This is a genomic window from Achromobacter sp. MYb9, assembly GCF_002975275.1.
GTDB lineage: Bacteria > Pseudomonadota > Gammaproteobacteria > Burkholderiales > Burkholderiaceae_B > Achromobacter.
Genome location: NZ_PCOQ01000025.1, coordinates 74697 through 91681, shown reverse-complemented (window position 1 = coordinate 91681; position 16985 = coordinate 74697). Strand labels below are relative to the sequence as shown.

17 protein-coding genes and 1 pseudogene are annotated in these 16985 nt (G+C 65.5%); 5 read left to right on the top strand and 13 right to left on the bottom strand.

Going from position 1 to position 16985, the window contains the following annotated elements; translation table 11 throughout:
* The 5 genes and pseudogenes from CQ050_RS26090 to CQ050_RS26070 all read right to left on the bottom strand — a co-directional run.
* Positions 1 to 523 (bottom strand): annotated as a pseudogene (locus tag CQ050_RS26090) (flagellar hook-length control protein FliK); the annotation flags it as partial.
* Positions 520 to 873, bottom strand: coding sequence for a flagellar protein FliT (locus CQ050_RS26085; RefSeq protein ID WP_105559742.1), 354 nt, complete (start codon positions 871 to 873; stop codon positions 520 to 522). The gene CQ050_RS26085 and the pseudogene CQ050_RS26090, both read right to left, overlap by 4 nt.
* A 49-nt stretch (positions 874 to 922) precedes the next feature.
* A complete protein-coding gene (gene fliS / locus CQ050_RS26080; protein ID WP_105559740.1) occupies positions 923 to 1351 on the bottom strand; it encodes a flagellar export chaperone FliS in 429 nt (142 codons plus the stop codon).
* Positions 1352 to 1369: 18 nt separating this feature from the next.
* Complete coding sequence (gene fliD / locus CQ050_RS26075; RefSeq protein WP_105559738.1) at positions 1370 to 2746, bottom strand: flagellar filament capping protein FliD; 1377 nt, start codon at positions 2744 to 2746, stop codon at positions 1370 to 1372.
* Between the two features lie 143 nt (positions 2747 to 2889).
* On the bottom strand, positions 2890 to 3267 hold the full coding sequence (locus CQ050_RS26070; protein WP_105559736.1) for a flagellar protein FlaG: 378 nt from the start codon (positions 3265 to 3267) through the stop codon (positions 2890 to 2892).
* A gap of 140 nt (positions 3268 to 3407) precedes the next feature.
* On the opposite strand from CQ050_RS26070, the gene CQ050_RS26065 reads away from it, so the two are divergent.
* A complete protein-coding gene (locus CQ050_RS26065; protein WP_105559735.1) occupies positions 3408 to 4145 on the top strand; it encodes an IclR family transcriptional regulator in 738 nt (245 codons plus the stop codon).
* A gap of 38 nt (positions 4146 to 4183) precedes the next feature.
* On the opposite strand, the gene CQ050_RS26060 is transcribed toward CQ050_RS26065, so the two are convergent.
* The 4 genes from CQ050_RS26060 to CQ050_RS26045 all read right to left on the bottom strand — a co-directional run bounded on the left by CQ050_RS26060 (position 4184) and on the right by CQ050_RS26045 (position 8032).
* Positions 4184 to 5350 carry an acyl-CoA dehydrogenase family protein gene (locus tag CQ050_RS26060; protein WP_105559733.1) on the bottom strand — a complete coding sequence of 389 codons (1167 nt, stop codon included), beginning with the start codon at positions 5348 to 5350 and terminating at the stop codon, positions 4184 to 4186.
* Entirely contained in the window at positions 5350 to 6585 is a 1236-nt protein-coding gene (locus tag CQ050_RS26055) for a CaiB/BaiF CoA-transferase family protein (protein WP_105559732.1), read from the bottom strand. The genes CQ050_RS26060 and CQ050_RS26055 overlap by 1 nt, the downstream gene beginning before the upstream one ends.
* A complete protein-coding gene (locus tag CQ050_RS26050; RefSeq protein WP_199196935.1) occupies positions 6582 to 7553 on the bottom strand; it encodes a tripartite tricarboxylate transporter substrate binding protein in 972 nt (323 codons plus the stop codon). The genes CQ050_RS26055 and CQ050_RS26050 overlap by 4 nt, the downstream gene beginning before the upstream one ends.
* 62 nt (positions 7554 to 7615) lie before the next feature.
* Complete coding sequence (locus tag CQ050_RS26045; protein ID WP_105559751.1) at positions 7616 to 8032, bottom strand: cupin domain-containing protein; 417 nt, start codon at positions 8030 to 8032, stop codon at positions 7616 to 7618.
* A 164-nt stretch (positions 8033 to 8196) separates the two neighbouring features.
* Here CQ050_RS26045 and folC point away from each other — a divergent pair, with 164 nt between their 5' ends.
* From folC to purF, 4 genes are all read left to right on the top strand, one after another.
* Positions 8197 to 9507, top strand: a complete 1311-nt coding sequence (gene folC, locus CQ050_RS26040; RefSeq protein WP_105559730.1) for a bifunctional tetrahydrofolate synthase/dihydrofolate synthase — start codon at positions 8197 to 8199, stop codon at positions 9505 to 9507.
* A 63-nt stretch (positions 9508 to 9570) separates the two neighbouring features.
* Positions 9571 to 10386: an SPOR domain-containing protein gene (locus tag CQ050_RS26035; protein WP_105559728.1), complete on the top strand. Its 816-nt coding sequence runs from the start codon at positions 9571 to 9573 to the stop codon at positions 10384 to 10386.
* Positions 10386 to 10874: a CvpA family protein gene (locus CQ050_RS26030; protein ID WP_088588337.1), complete on the top strand. Its 489-nt coding sequence runs from the start codon at positions 10386 to 10388 to the stop codon at positions 10872 to 10874. Before CQ050_RS26035 ends, CQ050_RS26030 begins: the two co-directional genes overlap by 1 nt.
* A gap of 30 nt (positions 10875 to 10904) precedes the next feature.
* Entirely contained in the window at positions 10905 to 12425 is a 1521-nt protein-coding gene (gene purF / locus CQ050_RS26025) for an amidophosphoribosyltransferase (protein ID WP_105559727.1), read from the top strand.
* Between the two features lie 78 nt (positions 12426 to 12503).
* On the opposite strand, the gene CQ050_RS26020 is transcribed toward purF, so the two are convergent.
* The 4 genes from CQ050_RS26020 to CQ050_RS26005 form a co-directional block, all read right to left on the bottom strand.
* Positions 12504 to 13016: a M48 family metallopeptidase gene (locus CQ050_RS26020; RefSeq protein WP_105559726.1), complete on the bottom strand. Its 513-nt coding sequence runs from the start codon at positions 13014 to 13016 to the stop codon at positions 12504 to 12506.
* A gap of 24 nt (positions 13017 to 13040) precedes the next feature.
* Positions 13041 to 13526: a disulfide bond formation protein B gene (locus CQ050_RS26015; RefSeq protein ID WP_105559725.1), complete on the bottom strand. Its 486-nt coding sequence runs from the start codon at positions 13524 to 13526 to the stop codon at positions 13041 to 13043.
* Positions 13527 to 13577: 51 nt separating this feature from the next.
* On the bottom strand, positions 13578 to 14291 hold the full coding sequence (locus CQ050_RS26010; protein ID WP_006223445.1) for a MarC family protein: 714 nt from the start codon (positions 14289 to 14291) through the stop codon (positions 13578 to 13580).
* A 75-nt stretch (positions 14292 to 14366) separates the two neighbouring features.
* The gene (locus tag CQ050_RS26005; RefSeq protein ID WP_105559723.1) at positions 14367 to 16973 is read right to left on the bottom strand and encodes a [protein-PII] uridylyltransferase; all 2607 of its coding nucleotides are present in this window, start codon (positions 16971 to 16973) and stop codon (positions 14367 to 14369) included.
* Positions 16974 to 16985: the final 12 nt, after the last annotated feature.

Here is a 16985-nt window from a genome sequence, read left to right as displayed (position 1 = left end):
GGGCCGGGGCGGGCAGGGTCGGGGTGGGCGCAGGCTGGCCCGCACCGGGTGCGGCTTGGCCGGCGGGTGCTTGCCCGGCGGGTGCTTGCCCGGCGGGTTGCGCCGCCGGGCCGTTGGCGTTCCAAAGCGGGGCGCGCCCCTGCACGGCGGGCGCGGCCTCGGGGTATTGGGCCAGCAGGGCAAGAATCGTCCGGGCAGTCGTGCCCAGCGTCGTTGGCGCGGATGCGGTGGTGTCGCTACTGGTGACGAGCCCGCGGGCGGCCAGCGCCAGGGCAGCGGCCGTCTTGGCGTCGACAACAGTATTCTGGCGGTCGCCTCGGGCGCCGCCAGTCTGTATGCCTTGCCCGGAATCGCGCGCCGAGCCATCCGACGAGCCGGGCTTCTCCAGGCCCCCCGGCTGGCTGACGGCGTCAGGGCGCGCGCCCGAGACCTGGTTGGCGTTGGCGGCGGACATCGTCGTGCCAAGCACGGCGTCCAACCGCTGCACCAGGACGTTGCCGAGTGCGGCGGGACCTACGCTCATTCTTCAGACGTCCGGTTGCCATAGGCGGACAGCAGCGTCTGTTGGCGCTTCATGCGCCCCAGCAGCTCGCCCAGCCGGGCCAATTGCGGCAGCGCCAGATCCCGCGTCAGTGCGTCGTTTTCCAGGATGCGCACCAGCAAGTCGTATTTCATGGCGCGCGCGGCGTCATCCAGCGGAACGGTGCGCTCGGTCATGCGCAGCCGTTCGACGTGCTCGCAATATTGTTGCCCATGGACCATCGCCGCATCCCAGTCGCCGGCCTGGGCGGCCGCGAGCATTTCGCCCGTGATGAGAGCTATCTCCTGGTAGCGTTCCAGGATGGGAGTGGTGGGCTGGGTAAGGGACGTCATGGAAATCTCGGGCGTTTGCTGGCGGGCTGGGTTCGTTTGCGCCGTGCCATCAAGGCTGCGTGCCGCCCATGGGGCGGTCGATGGAAGTCTGCCAGGCCTCGGCCAGATCCGCCAACAGGCGATCGGCAATTTCAAGCTGCTCGGCGTCCGCCTTGAGATTCGCCATCAAAAGCGTCCGGACGATGTAGTCGTAGAGGCGGGCAAGATTCTCGGCGATTTCCCCGCCCGCCTCCATATTCAGTCCGGTCTTCAGGCCTTCGTCGACAATCTTGATCGCCTTCGAAATGGCCGCGCCGCGCTCTGTCACCCTGCCTTCCTGCATATGGATGCGGGCCTGCCCGATCGCTGCCCGGGCGCCAAGATACAGCAAGGAGATCAGCCGTTCCGGGCTGGCGCCCAAGATCTGCGTTTCCAGGCCGATATCGGCGTAGGAGCGGACAGAATGGGAGCCAGTGGGACGGCGGGCGGCGTAAGTCATTAATGCATCTTCTATAAATTACTTGGATTTGGCTAACGCCGCGAACTGTTGGGTCAGGTAGTTGGCCGTGACCGTTTGCTGCGACACGAACTTGTCCAGCGCGACGAACTGCGCACGCATCGTCGCCATGGAGGCGACGCTGGAGGCGGTGGCGCGCGCCAGTTGGTCCTTCACATCCTTGATCGACTCATTTAGGCCGTCCTTGCGCAACTGGATCGAACCGTTGCTGCCCAGGATAGCCTTGGAGGCGGTGTCGAACTTGGCGGCCAGCCCGTCGGCCGACGTCATGATGCGCTTGACGTCGGCGGGGTTGGCGGTCAACGCCTTGTCCAGCTTGGTCTGGTCCAGCTTCAGTTGGCCCGTCTTCGGATCCGTCGAAATGCCCAGGTCGCCCAGCGACCGCAGCGTGCCTTCCGAGGTGACGACTTGCAGGGCGTTGGACATGGCCGATTGGATGCCGCGCGCCGTGCCGTCGCCCGTCAAGGCCTGGTTCGTCTGCGCGGTGATGTCGAAGGCCGTGTATTTGGTGATCGTCGATTGCAGCGAGTTGTAGGCCGCCACGAAGTCCTGCATGGCCTTGCTGGCCACGGACGTGTCGCTCTGCAGCTTCAGTGTGACGGTCTTGCCGGGTTCGGTCTTGGCCGTCAGGTTCAGCGTGACGCCGTCGATCGCGGTCGAAATGCTGTTGCTGCTGCTCTTGACGATGATGCCGTTGATCGACACTTCCGCGTCGGTGGCGGCAGTCTGCTGCGCCATCGTGTCGGTGGGGCCGGTGTTGTAGTTCAGGATGTCCTTGAGCGCCTGGTCGCCCGTCACCGTGATGGTCTTCACGGACGCCTGCTCGCCGGTGTCCTTGGCGCTCAGCATCAGGTAGCTCGCCCCGTCGCCGTCAGTGATGATGGTGGCGCGCACGCCCGCCTTGTCATCCGCGTTGATGGCTTTCGCGATACCGTTCAGCGACGTGTCGTCCGTCAGGTCGATCGTGCGCTTTTCACCGTTCGTCAGTTCGATTTCGAACGAGCCGGTTGCGCCGTTCGAAGCCGTCCGGTCCGCGACGACGCCCGACTGCAGCGTCTGCGCGGTCGCCAGGCGGTTCACCGTGATGGCGTACTCGCCCATCGTGGCGCCATCCGCGCCGATCGTCGCCGTCAGGCCATCGCCGGTGACATTGGGTTTCACGGCGTCCAGCGTCGACGACTTGCCCAGCGCGGCGGCGGCCTTCTGCAGCGCCTCGACGGCGCTTTGCACCTGGCCAAAGGCGCTCACGCGAGCCTCGTAACTGGCTTGGCGATTGGTGTACAGACTCAGCTTTTTGTCCTCGGCGGCTTGAAGGTCCGTCAGGATCTTCTCCAAGGGCAAGCCGGTGGTCGAGCCGAGGTTAGTGATGGAAGCCATGTGAAATTCCTTTCTTGCGAAGCGATTCTGTCAAAAATACGGTGCCGGCGATTGGCCGGGTAAGGGCATAAGGCGGGCCTAATTCGGTGCTTCTCTCACGATTGGCGCCAAAACAGGCGCTAAACACCGTTTTAAGGGCCGCTTCAGGCTGTTGTTTTGATGCCATTGCCTTGCATGTTCACGATCATTTTGGCGATTTTCAGTACGGTTTCGCTGGGGATGGTACGAATAACATCACCCGTTTCCGCGTCCACGACCGACACCACGACTTGATGGACATTGGGGTCGATTTCGAACTGGAGTTGTGTGGACCAGGCTTTCATCTGGTCGTTGATCTCGTCCAGCGCCTTGTCCAAAGGCAGTTTCTGCGAGTCAGACTGGTCCGACGTGGCGCTGTCGGAAGCACCGCTATTGGTCGCTGCGGCCGCCGGCGTCACACTCACGGCCGGTTCGGCCACGACATGCGCCGACGTCATTGCAGCGGGTGCGTACGTAGCGGGTGCTAAGGGGGTTACGGCCATGATCACTCCAGCGGCGATGTGGGCGTCTCGGAGGAACGCGCTGTTTTCAGGGAATTCTCAGCTACCATAACGGCATGCCCGCAGGGAACTTTAGCCTCGGCGCGGCAGATGTTTCACGTGCTAAACAGTTGGATCGGGCAATGAGTGTCAAGACGGCGCTGCGAGTTATCGAAATCATCGAAACCTTTGCCCGCGAAAAGCGCGCGCTGCCCCTGTCGGAGCTGGCCAGGCTGCTGGATGTGCCCGTCTCCAGTTGCCTGGCGCTGATCCGTACCTTGACCGGCCTGGGCTACCTGTACGAAACCGGCCGCCGCCAGGGCTATTACCCCACGGGCCGCCTGTTGGCCATGGCCCAGCGCATCGCGCGGGCCGACCCCGTCCTGGACCGGGTCTACCCCAGTCTGGTCGAATTAAGGGATGCAACCCGGGAAACGGTCGTTTTCGCCAAGCTGACCCAGGACGGGCGGGTGGTCTATCTGGATGTGCTGGATTCGCCGCATACCATCCGATACGCGCCCGTTGCCGGCGAGTTCAAAGACGTTCATGCAAATTCGCTGGGCAAGGCCCTGGTGTCGCTGATGGCCGAGCCCGCCCGCGCCGCGATGCTGTCGGGCATGACGATGACCCGCTATAACGCGCGCACGCTCACCACGCCGCAGGCGCTGGAAAACGACATCCAGCAGTCGCGTCAGCGGGGGTGGTTCATGAACAGCGGGGAATCCATTGCGGACGTCGGCGCTATCGCGTGGCCCGTCACCCTGTCGGGCGAGAACTACGCGATCTCGGTGGGCGGTCCGATCTACCGGATCGAACCGCAGCAGGAAACCTATGCGCGCATTCTGCGCGCCGCCTGCACCGGGCTGGAACAGCAGGCCTGAGGCGCTGCCGCGCCGAGTCGCGCGGCAGTCCGGTGGCCTCAGTACGACTTCGGCAGTCCCAGCACCTTTTCCGCGATGAAGCACATGATCAGTTGCGGGCTGACGGGCGCGATGCGGGGGATGAAGCTCTCGCGCAGCAGGCGCTCGACATGGTATTCCTTGGCGTAACCCATGCCGCCCAGCGTCATCACGGCGGTCTGGCAGGCGTTGTAGCCCGCTTCGGCCGCCAGGTACTTGGCGGAATTGGCGTAAGGGCCGCAGGGCTGTCCCGCGTCGTAGAGGCTGGCGGCCTTGAACACCATCAGGTCCGCCGCTTCCAGTTGCATCCAGGCTTGAGCCAGCGGATGCTGGATGCCCTGGTTCTGCCCGATGGGGCGGCCGAACACGGTGCGTTCGCCGGCGTATTTCACGGCCCGGTCCAGCGCGGCGCGGCCAATGCCCACCGCTTCGGCGGCGATCAGGATGCGCTCCGGGTTCAGGCCATGCAGGATGTATTCGAAACCGCGGCCTTCCTCGCCGATGCGGTCGGCCACCGGAATACGCAGGCCATCGATGAACAGCATGTTCGAGTCCACGGCCTTGCGGCCCATTTTCTCGATTTCCCGCACTTCGATCTTTTCGCGGTCCAGGTCGGTATAGAACAGCGACAGGCCTTGCGTGGGTTTGTCTACCTCGGACAAAGGGGTGGTCCGGGCCAGCAGCAGCATCTTGTTGGCCACCTGCGCCGTCGAGATCCAGATCTTGCGACCATGCACCACGTATTCGTCCCCCTGGCGCACGGCGCGCGTGGACAGCTTGGTGGTGTCCAGCCCCGCGTCGGGCTCGGTCACGGCAAAGCAGGCCTTCTCGCGGCCCGCGATCAGCGGTTCCAGCCACCGCGCGCGCTGTTCGTCGCTGCCGAACACCACCACGGGGTTCAGGCCGAAGATGTTCATATGCACTGCGGACGCGCCGGTAAAGCCGGCGCCGGAGGCGGCGATCGTCTGCATCATCAGCGCGGCCTCGGTCATGCCCAGCCCGGCGCCGCCATACTCCTGAGGCATCGCGATGCCCAGCCAGCCGTCGCGGGCCAGGTCGGCGTGCAGCGGCTCGGGGAAACCGCCTTCGCGGTCGCGTTCCAGCCAATATTCGTCGGGATAGCGGTCGCAGATGCGCGAAACGGCGTCGCGCAGCGCCAATTGCTCGGGGGTAAAGGCAAAGTCCATCATTCGTTTCCGTCTTGGGTAATGCCACGGTCGATCAGGGCGTCGATCCGGGTGGCGTCATAGCCGGCTTCGGCCAGCACCTCACGGCTGTGTTCGCCCAGCCTGGGGGCGGGCCGGCGCAGGGACGTCGGCGTGCCCTGGTACTGGCCCAGCGGGGCGGTGGTGCGTATCCGGCCCTCGGAGGGGTGGTCGATTTCGCGGATGAAGCCGGTGGCGGCCAGATGCTCGTCCTGCAGCAGCCCGTCCACCGTGTAAAGCTGTGACGCCGGGATGTCCGCGCGTGCCAGATCGTCCAGCCATTCCTGGCTTGTGCGCGTGCTGATCACCTCCGCCACGAAAGCGTAGACCTCGCTGATGTGCACGGCCCGCGCCCCGTGGGTGCAGAAGCGCGGGTCCTGTTCAAGTTCCGGCCGGCCGATCAGCGTGAAGAAATTGCGCCAGTGCTTGTCGTTGTAGATCAGCAGGCAGATATAGCCGTCAGCCGTCGCGTAGGGCCGCCGATGCGGCGCCAGCAGCCGCGCGTACCCGGTCGGGCCCAGTGGCGGTTCGAAGGTCGCGCCGCCCATGTGGTCGCCCAATACCAGATGCGCCATGCCCTCGAACATGGGGATCTCAACCTGCTGCCCGCGTCCCGTGGTCTTGGCGTGCAGCACGGCCGACACCAGGGCGATCGCCACGTGCAGTCCGACGGCGCGGTCCGCAAGCGTCAACGGCGCGTAGCGCGGCACGTCACCGCTTTGTTGCGCGGACAGCGCGGCGATCCCGGTCTGGCCTTGAATCAGGTCGTCGTAGGCCGGACGCCCCGCATAGGGACCCGCCTCGCCGAAGCCATAGGCGCCCAGGTACACGATGCGCGGGTTGCGCGCAGCCACCGCCTCATACGACAGCCCCAGCCGGGCCATGGCTTGCGGCCGGATGTTATAGAGCAGGGCATCGCAGCTTTCGGCCAATTTCAGGCAGGCATCCAGGCCCTCTGGTGTCTTCAGGTCCAGCACGATGGACCTTTTGTTGCGGTTCAGGTGCAGGTACAGGTGGCCCATGCCAGGGTTGCGCATGGGGCCCACGGCCCGCATGTTGTCGCCCGAAGGCGGCTCGACTTTGATGACGTCGGCCCCCAGGTCCGCCAGGGTTTGCGTGGCGTAGGGGCCCATCACGACCGAACTGAGGTCCAGGATGCGCACGCCGGCCAGCGGGCCGTTGCCCGGCGTCACGTGAGAAGCGTTCTGCTGCGTCATTGTTGTTCGATCCCCGCATCGCGGATCAGCTTGCCCCACAGGTCGCGTTGTTCACTGACGAACTGGGCGAACGCCTCGGGCGTGCTGGAGAAGGCGTCGAAGCCCAGGCCGGCCAGGCGCTTCTTCACCTCGGGTTTGGACACGACCTGATTGATCGCGGCGTTCAGTTTGGCCACGACGTCGGGCGGCAGGCCGGCCGGACCGAAGTAGCCGTTCCACGAATTCAGGTCGAAGTCCTTCACGCCGGATTCGGCCATGGACGGCAGGTCCGGCACGATGGCGCTGCGTTCAGCGGTGGACACGGCCAGGGCGCGCAACTGGCCCGATTGCACGAAGGGCAGGCCGGAGGCCAGGTCGGTGAACATGAAGTCGACTTGTCCGCCGACCACATCGGTCAGGCCTTGCGGCGTGCCTTTATACGGCACGTGCAGAATGTCGATGTTGGCGCGGTTGGCCAGTGTGGCGCCGGCGACGATGCCGGTGCTGTTGCCGCTGGCGTAGGTGATGCGGCCGGGGTTCTTCTTGGCATCGGCCACCAGTTCGCCCACGTTTTTCCACGGACGCTTCGGATTCACCACCAGGATGAAGGGCAGGTTGCCGCCGCGCGCGATGGGGGTGAAGTCCTTGACCGGGTCGTAGGGCACGTTCTTCATCAACCAGGGCGCGGCCGAGTGCGACGTGTTGGTGGTGACGAAGAGGGTGTAACCGTCCGGTTTGGCGCGCGCCACATAGCTGGCCGCGATGGTGGCGTTGGCGCCGGGTTTGTTCTCGACGACGATCTGCTGGCCCAGGATGGCGGAAAGCTCGGACCCGAAGATCCGGCCGACGGCGTCCGTGCCCGAACCGGCCGGGAAGGGCACGATCAGGGTGATGGGTTTGTTGGGATAGTCGGCGGCGTGCGCGGCCGGGGCAGCTATCGCGGCGGCTCCGGTGATCAGCGCGGCGCCTAGCAGGCGTAGATTTCGCATGGTTTGTCTCCAGTTTTTGTAGGTCAAGCGCGGCTCTTCGTCCGCGGCTTGCCGCTGCGCCGTCAGGCGGCAGGGGGTGGCGCCGGGAAATCGCGGATCACGCGATCGGGGGATTCTTCATAAGGGGGCGTGTAGATCACCAGCAGACGAGCGGGTTCGTCGCTGGTCACGGTGAAAACGTGCGGGATGTCGGGGGGGAAGTAGCAGCAGTCGCCCGGGCCCATGTCGGCCCATTCGTCCTGCACCTGGGCGCGCGCCGTCCCCGAAATCAGGTAACAGACCTGTTCGATGCCCGGGTGGGCGTGCGGCAGGGCGCCTTTGCCCTTGTCGATCACGCCCAGCAGCACTTCCACGCCGCGCGCCCCGACCGTCTCGGGGCTGATCAGCCGGCGGTTCAGCGTGCCGGTGTGGTTGGCGGGGTGGTAGCCCGGAACGTCGGCCTCGCGGACCAGCCAGCTTGGGGTTTTCTGCTGCGACATGTTCATCCGTTTAAATTTTCATACGTAAATTTATTTTCACGTATGAGAAAAACATCGGCAAGCGCTTTTTCGGTTCAGATACCGTGCCGCGCCCTAGGGGATTAGGGAAAACACCGTGCGCGGACTGTTAAAATTCGCGGCTGATCTCACTTCGCGACCCCGCCATGTCCTCTGTTCGCCCGCCCGACGCTTCCGCCACCCTGTCCGATTGGCTCCAGTACCTGGAATCCATCCACGCCACCGCGATCGACATGGGCCTGGACCGCGTCCGCGACGTAGCCGGGCGCATGGGGCTGGAACTGTCCGGCGTCAAATTCGTGGTGGGCGGCACCAACGGCAAGGGATCCACCTGTGCCATGCTGGAAGCCATCCTGCTGGCGGCGGGGTACAAGGTGGGGCTGTACACCTCGCCGCACCTGATCGACTTCAACGAGCGCGCGCGCGTCAATGGCCAGATCGCCTCGGACGACGCCCTGATCGCCCAGTTCCAGGCCGTGGAAGCGGCCCGCGGCGAAGTCTCGCTGACTTACTTCGAGTTCACCACGCTGGCCATCCTGCGCCTGTTCTCGCAGTCGCGCCTGGACGCCGTCGTGCTGGAGGTCGGGCTGGGCGGCCGCCTGGACGCCGTGAACATCATCGATGCCGATTGCGCCATCGTCACCAGCGTCGACCTCGATCACACCGACTGGCTGGGCGACACCCGCGAGAAAATCGGCTTTGAAAAAGCCCACATCTACCGCGCCGGCCGCCCCGCGATCTGCAGCGATCCGGTGCCCCCGCAATCGCTGCTGGACCACGTCGAGAAAATCGGCGCCGAACTGTGGCTGTTCGGGCGCGACTACAACTATTCCGGCGACCGTCAGCAATGGGCTTACGGGGGGCGCGAACAGCGCCGCAGCGCGCTGGCGTACCCGGCCCTGCGCGGCGCCAACCAACTGCTGAATGCCTCGGCCGCGCTGGCCGCGCTGGAATCCGTGCGTGACCGTCTGCCGGTGCCGCAGCAGGCCGTGCGCCTGGGGCTGCTGCAGGCGTCGCTGCCGGGCCGTTTCCAGATTCTGCCCGGCCAGCCGTCGGTCATTCTCGACGTGGCGCACAACCCGCATGCGGCCGCCGTCCTGGCGCAGAATCTGGACAACATGGGCTTCCATCCGTACACCCACGCGGTGTTCGGCATGCTGAACGACAAGGATCTGGCGGGCGTGGTGGCCAAGCTGGGCACCCGTATCGATCACTGGTATTGCGCGGGCCTGCCCGGGCCGCGCGGCACGTCCGGCGAGGCGTTGGCGGAACAGGTCGCCGCCGCCTTGCCGCCGTCGCCGGCCGGCGCCGAAAGTCCCAGCATCGCGGCCTTCGCGGATCCCGCGCAGGCCTTCGCCGCTGCGCGCGAACGGGCGGTCGAGAATGATAGAATCGTGGTGTTCGGGTCGTTTCTCACCGTGGCCTCGGTTTTGCAGGCTCTGGGTCGCAAGGCATAGGCAAATCGGGACTTGGCGGCCCGCCGCCATATTGCCGCAAGGCGCCGCAAGGAATTCTCTTCCATGGGTTTTTTCAAACGCAAAGATCCTGCCGATCAGGCGCAGTCCTCCAAACGGGCGGCAGTGCCTAGCGAGGTGCAGGCTGCGGAGCTGCGCGGCCGCGCGCGGCGCAGGTTGGCAGGCGCCGTCGCCCTGGTGCTGGCGGCTGTCATCGTTCTGCCCATGGTGCTTGATTCGCAGCCGGTACCGGTTGCAGACAACATCCCGATCCGCGTGCCGGAACGCAACACGCCTTTCCAGCCGCAGGTAAGCGAGCCGCAGGCCACCGCGCCAGCCGCGTCGGGTGCCGCCGCTGCGCCGGGCACCGCGCCCGCCGATCCCGCCGCCGTCCCTACGCCGCCGCCGGTCACTTCCGTGCCGCCCGTGGCCGTCGCGCCGACGACCACGCCCGCCACGCCCGTGACGCCGCCGCCGGCCACGCCGCCCAAGCCTGACGTCAAGCCGAAACCGGAACCGAAGCCCGAGCCCAAGCCGGCCACGTCCAAGCCCGACGCGCGCTCCGATGACGGCGCGCGCGCCCTGGCCCTGCTGGAAGGCCGTTCGGCCCCGGCCGCCGCCGCGCCCGCCCCGAAACCCGCCGCAAAGGGCAATTTCGTGCTGCAGATCGCCGCCTACACGACGTCGGAAGACGCCCAGTCGCGCCGCGGCAAGCTGCATCAGGCCGGTGTCACGAACGCATTTGTGGAACAAGCCTCCATCGGAGGCAAACAGCAGTACCGTCTGCGCGTGGGGCCGTTCCCTTCGCGCGAGGCGGCGCAGGCGGCCCAGGCGCGTTTGCGCACCTTGGGCTATGACAATGGTTTCATTGCCGCGCAATAGTGACCGGCTTCGACTTCGTCGTGCTGGCCATCCTGGCGGTCTCGGGTGTGCTGGGCCTGGTGCGCGGCTTGCTCAAAGAGGTGCTGTCGCTGGTCGCCTATCTGCTGGCCTTCGTGGCCGCGATATGGTGGGGCCCCACTGTCTACACGTGGCTGGAGCCCTATATTGAAACGACGCTGCTGCGCATGGGAGTCTCATACGCCGTGGTGTTCATCCTCGTGCTGCTCGGTGTGGGTTTGGTCAACATGACGCTAGCCGCCTTGATCCGCAGTACCGGACTCAGCCCGGCCGACCACGGCTTGGGCGGAATGTTCGGGCTGGCCCGTGGTCTGGTGATCGTCCTGGCGCTGGTCGCCGCTGCGGGCTACACGCCGCTACCCCAAGAGCCGTGGTGGAAGGACGCCATGTTTTCGCATTCGGCCATCGAGGCCATCAAACATATCAAAACGTGGCTGCCGCCGTCTTTGGCGACATGGCTGCCGTATTGATTAGCTTCAAATCAACCAGGAAATCTCACCATGTGTGGAATCGTAGGGGTCATCGGGCGCGGGCCGGTCAACCAGCTGCTCTATGACAGCTTGCTGTTGTTGCAGCATCGCGGGCAGGACGCCGCGGGCATCGCCACGTCGCAAGGCAACCAATTCAATATGTACAAGGCTCACGGCCTGGTGCGCGACGTCTTCCGTACGCGCAACATGCGTTCGCTGCCGGGTACGTCTGGCGTCGGCCAGGTCCGCTATCCCACGGCGGGCTCCAGCGCCAGCGAGGAAGAGGCCCAGCCGTTCTACGTCAACGCCCCGTTCGGCATCATGTTTGCCCACAACGGCAACCTGACCAACTGGCGCGAACTGCGTGAATCGCTGTACCGCGTCGACCGCCGCCACATCAACACGAATTCCGATTCCGAAGTGCTGCTGAATGTGCTGGCGCACGAGCTGCAATCGTCGGCCAATGGCGTGTCGCTGGATGACGACGCCATCTTCCGCGCGGTGTCCGCCCTGCACAAGCGCGTGCGTGGCGCCTATGCCGTCGTGGCGCAGATTTCCGGTTACGGCCTGCTGGCGTTCCGCGACCCCAACGGCATTCGTCCGTTGTGCATCGGCCGCATGGAAACCGACGAAGGCGTTGAATGGATGGTGGCTTCGGAATCCGTGGCGCTTGAAGGCAGCGGCTTTGTGTTCGTGCGCGATGTCGAGCCCGGCGAAGCCGTGTTCGTCGACCTGGACGGCCGCTTCGTCAGCCGCCAGTGCGCCGACAATCCGCAACTGGTGCCGTGCATTTTCGAATACGTGTACTTCGCGCGTCCGGATTCGCTGATCGACGGCGTGTCGGTCTACGACGCCCGCCTGCGCATGGGTGAATACCTGGCCGACAAGGTCGCGCGCAACATGCGCCTGGGCGACATCGACGTCGTCATGCCGATTCCGGATTCCTCGCGTCCCGCCGCCATGCAGCTGGCCGCCCGCCTGAACCTGGACTACCGCGAAGGGCTCATCAAGAACCGCTACGTGGGCCGCACCTTCATCATGCCGGGTCAGGCCGTGCGCCGTAAGTCCGTGCGCCAGAAGCTCAATGCCATCGGCATGGAATTCAAGGGCAAGAACGTGCTGCTGGTCGATGACTCCATCGTGCGTGGCACCACCAGCCGCGAAATCGTCGACATGGCGCGCGCCGCCGGCGCCAACAAGGTGTATTTTGCCTCGGCCGCGCCTCCGGTCCGTTTCCCCAACGTCTACGGCATCGACATGCCGACGCAGTCCGAACTGATCGCCACCGGCCGCACCGACGAGGAAATCGCCCGCGCCATCGGCGCCGACTCGCTGATCTACCAGGACCTCGCCGACATGCAGCAATCGGTGCGCGATCTGAACCCCAAGATGTCGCGTTTCGAAGCGTCGTGCTTCGACGGTGAATACGTCACCGGCGACATCACCGCCGAATACCTGGCCCGCCTGGGTCAGTCGCGCGCGGAACCGGGCCAGGACGAAGGGGCAAGCGGCTTGCAGTTCAACATGGGTTACGCCGCGAACGACGCCTGATCCGCCGTTGTTTCACCCAATGAAAATGCCGTCCCTCGGGACGGCATTTTTTTGGGCCTCGATGGCTGGAGCAGGGCGTCAGCCCTTGGCGTCCCACAGCGTTTCCCGCGTGGCTTCCAGATGGGTCAGATACAGGCGCAGGTCGAATTCGTACTGGTGATAGTGCGGCTCCATGCGCAGGCACAGATTGTAGAAAGCCTTGTTATGGTCCTTCTCTTTCAGGTGCGCCAGTTCATGCACCGTGATCATCTTGAGAAACTCGGCGGGCACGGACTTGAACAGCGTCGCCACGCGGATCTCGTGCTTGGCGCGCAATTTTCCACCCTGCACGCGCGAGATGTACGTGTGCTGACCCAGCGCATGCTGGATGACGTGGATCTTGCTGTCGTAGGCCACCTTGTTGATCAGGTCGCCGTTGCGCAGATAGGTGTTCTTCAGGTCCGTCACGTACTCGTACAGCGCGCGGTCGGTCCGCACCGCGTGCGGGCCGTCGGGGTAGCGCGCCAGCAGCGCGGGCCCCAGCTTGCCCTGGTCAAGCAGCTTCTGGGCCTGCAGCAGCAGGGTTTCCGGGTAGCCGGTCAGGTATTTCAAGGTCGTCCTGCGCGGGCTTGCCGTTTACTGCGCGCCGCCGCGTCGGAAGACGACGGGCAGCGCCATGAAGAACAGAATCACGAACAGCGCCAGGCTCCACAGGGCGTACTCGATGCCCAGCACCGGCACCTTGGCATCCATGCAGGTGGCGAAGATGCCGAACAGCCAGGGGATGGCGCTTTCCAGGCCGATGCCGGTCATGAAGCGGTCGGCAAAGGTCTGGTCGCAGGACAACATGTTGGCGGCGACGCTGTATTGGTACCAGGCCGCGGCCACGCCGCCCAGCGACAGCAGGGCGGCCAGCGCAGCGGCGATGCGCGTCAGCGCGCGCCCGCCACCGAAGCCGCCGATCAAGGCGACGACCCCGATCACCAGGTAGATCAGGCGCTGCATGACGCACCAGGCGCACGGCGGCATGTCGAAAACATGCTGGGAGACGAGGGCCACGCCGACGGCGCCGAAGCAGAATAGGGCGATCAGGCGAAGCAGGCGTTCGGAACGAGTGGTCATTGTTGTTGCGGATAGCGGGTTGGTCGGGGTGGGATCTACGTCCAGCTTGGCTTAGGCCTTGGGAATCGGAATTGGTTGCATGACTTGCGTCAACACACCCAGCATCAGGTCGCGCGCGCCTTCCCAGAAGATCTGTACGCCCAGGCAAAGCATGATGAAGGCGGATAGCCGCATGAACACGGCGGTGCCGTTGTCGCCCAGCCGGTGCAGCATCTGCGCGGCGAAGCGCAGGCAGATATAGAGCGTCAGCGATACGGCGATGATGCCGGGGATCGAGCCGCCCAGCCGCACCAGGCTCAACACGTGGTTCTGGTCGCGCAGCGAAACGCCCACGGTGATGGCGGCCGCGATCGAGCCCGGGCCGCAACTGATCGGGAAGGTCAATGGATAAAAGGCGCGGGCCTTGGCCATTTCCGGCGTGAATGACTCGGCCATGCGCGCCACACGTTCGGTGTCGGCATCGGGCGAATTCACCAGCCGCCACGCGCTGGCAATCACCAGCATGCCGCCGCCGACCCGCACGATGGACAGCGAAATGCCGAAGAAGCTCAACAGCACGTTGCCGGCCACCATGGCCACGATCAGCATCAGGCAAACATTGATTGCCACCCGTTTGGCCAACACCATCCGCGTGGATGATGAGGCGCCTTCGGTTAACGACAAGAAAATGGGCGCGATGGCCGGCGGGTTCAAGAAGGGCAGAAGCGTGGCCAGCGCGAAGAAAAAGCTGCCACCGAAAACGCGCAAATAGTCATTGAGCTGCATGGGAGCGGGCATCGCCGGGCCGAAAACCCGGATTGTATGCGGTCCGGGGTGGTCTGGCGATGCCTGGGGGCCGGATCAGGCGACGCGCTGCTGCGCCTCTTCGCCGGCCAGCGCGTCCAGCACGTCGCGTTCGAACTGCATCTGGCTGCGGGGGCGCGCCAAGGTCGAGCCGTCCACGATGAAAACGTCTTCCACGCGGTCGCCCAAGGTCATGATCTTGGCCATGAGCAGGTTGACCTCGTGCTGGGCGAATACGCGCGCCAGCGCGTGCAGCAGCCCGGGGCGGTCGGTCGCGGTGACCGACAGGCGCCACGAGGTGCTGCGCTCGTCGGGCTGCAGCTCGGCTTGCGGCATGACGGGGAACACCCGCGACACCCGCGACTGCCGGTTGCGGCCGTAGTAGCCTCCGCGATTCGGTTGCGTCTGGGCGGCCGCGTGCGGGTCCTTCAGGCGTTCGGCCAGCTCGTGCTCGACCAGGGTGGCCTGGGCGCGCAGATCGCTGGCCCCTTCGGGCAGCAGCACGATGAAGCTGTCCAGCGCCCAGCCATGCCGCGTGGTGTGAATGCGCGCGTCCTGAATGGACAGGCTCTTGGCGTCGAAGTAGCCGCAGATGGCCACGAACAGGTCTGGCGCGTCGCGGGTGTAGACCATGATCTGCAGGCCTTCGCCCTGTTCGGTGGGGCGGGCCTTGACGACGGCCTGCGCGGGCGCGACTTGGTGGTACAGGTGGCGCGTGTGCCACGCGATGTCCGAGGCGTCGTGGCGCAGGAAATAGGCCACGTCCAGCTGGTTCCAGAAGGCCTCGCGAGCGTCGTCGCGCAGCCCGGCCAGTCGGGTCAGCCGGGCGGCTTCTTCCTTGCGTTCGGTCAGTACGGTGTGGGCGTCGGCGTGGGCGCCGCCCAATGCTGCCAGCGTCAACTTGTACAGATCTTCCAGCAGCTTGCCTTTCCAGGCATTCCAGACTTTGGGGCTGGTGCCGCGGATATCGGCCACCGTCAACAGGTAAAGCGCGGTCAGATGGCGTTCGTCTTTGACGGTGGCGGCAAAGTTCTGCACCACGGCCGGGTCGGACAGGTCGCGTTTTTGCGCCACGGCGGACATCAGCAGGTGCTGGCGCACCAGGAATTCCGCCAGCTTGGCGTCTTCGGGGTCCATGCCGTGGTCTTGGGCGAACTTGCGCACTTCGCGTGCGCCCAATTCGGAGTGGTCGCCGCCCCGGCCCTTGGCGATGTCATGGAATAGCGCCGCCACGTACAGCACCCAGTGCCGGTCCAGGCCGGCAATCAACTGGCTGGCCAGCGGATACTCCTGAGCGTGTTCTGGCATGGTGAACCGGCGCAGGTTGCGCACCACCGCCAGCGTGTGCTGGTCAACCGTGTAGGCGTGGAACAGGTCGTGCTGCATCTGGCCGACGATGCGGCGGAACACCGGCAGATAGCGCGGCAGGATGTTCAACATCGTCATGCGCCGCAGCTCGTGCACGATGCCGCGCGGCTGCTGCAGGATCTGCAGGAACAGCTTGCGGTTGACCGGGTTGCGGCGGAACTGCGCGTCGATGCGGTGGCGCGAATGCCAGATGGCGCGCAGCGTGCGGGCCGACATGCCCGTCAATTCGGGGTGTTGCTGCATGACCAGGAAGGCGCGCAGCAGCAGCGTGGGATTGCGTTCGAAGCCGTCGTCCCGAATGATGTCCAGGCGATCGCGCAGATTGCGGAAATCGTCGTCGATGTCGCGCGCGTCGCTGTCGGGGCGCGGAAACAGGCGTTCTTCGATGTTCTGCACCAGGATGCCGTTCAGCTGGGTGACCAGCCGCGCCGCCCAGTAGTAGCGCTGCATCAGCAGTTCGCTGCCACGCCGCGTGGCGGTGGCATGAATGCCGTAGACCTCGGCCAGCGCCGGCTGCAGGTCGAACAGCACGCGGTCCTCGCGGCGGTTCGACAGCAAGTGCAATTCGATGCGCAGGCGCTTGAAGGCCTGCTCGGCCTTTCGCAGGTCGCGCGCTTCGGATGACGTCAGCAGGCCCGCCTGGGCCACCGATCGCCAGCTATTGCCGAATCCGGCCGCGCGCGCCATCCACAGGATCACCTGCAGGTCGCGCAGGCCGCCGGGCGACTCCTTGCAGTTCGGTTCCAGGGCATAGGGCGTGTCGTGGTAGCGGGCATGGCGCTGCTGCATCTCGACGCGCTTGGCGCGGAAAAAGGCGCGCGGGTCCAGCCGGGATTTGGTCGCAGCGTCGAATTTCTTCATCAGCGTGCGGCTGCCGGCCAGCCAGCGCGATTCCAGCAGCGCGGTTTCGACCGTGATGTCGGCGTCGGCTTCGCGCTCGCAATCTTCGATGGTCCGCACGCTGTGGCCGGGCTCCAGCCCCAGGTCCCACAGCGACGCCACCAGCCGTTCAATGGCGCTTTCGTCTTCGCGCGTGGGGGCGTGCGGCAGCAGGATCAGCAGATCCACGTCGGAATGCGGGTAGAGTTCGCCGCGGCCATAGCCGCCTACGGCAGCCAGCGTGGCGCCAACCGGCAGGGGGCAATGCTTGATCAGGTCGCGAAGCGCCGCATCCACGATGCGCCGCAGCTCGGACAGCAGCGTGTCCGGCCGTTCGTGTTCCCGGAACTGGGCCACCGCGGCCCGCCGGGATTGCTGGATGCGTTCACGCAGGGAGCTGAGGATTTCGGCGGTCATGGCGGCGGGCGG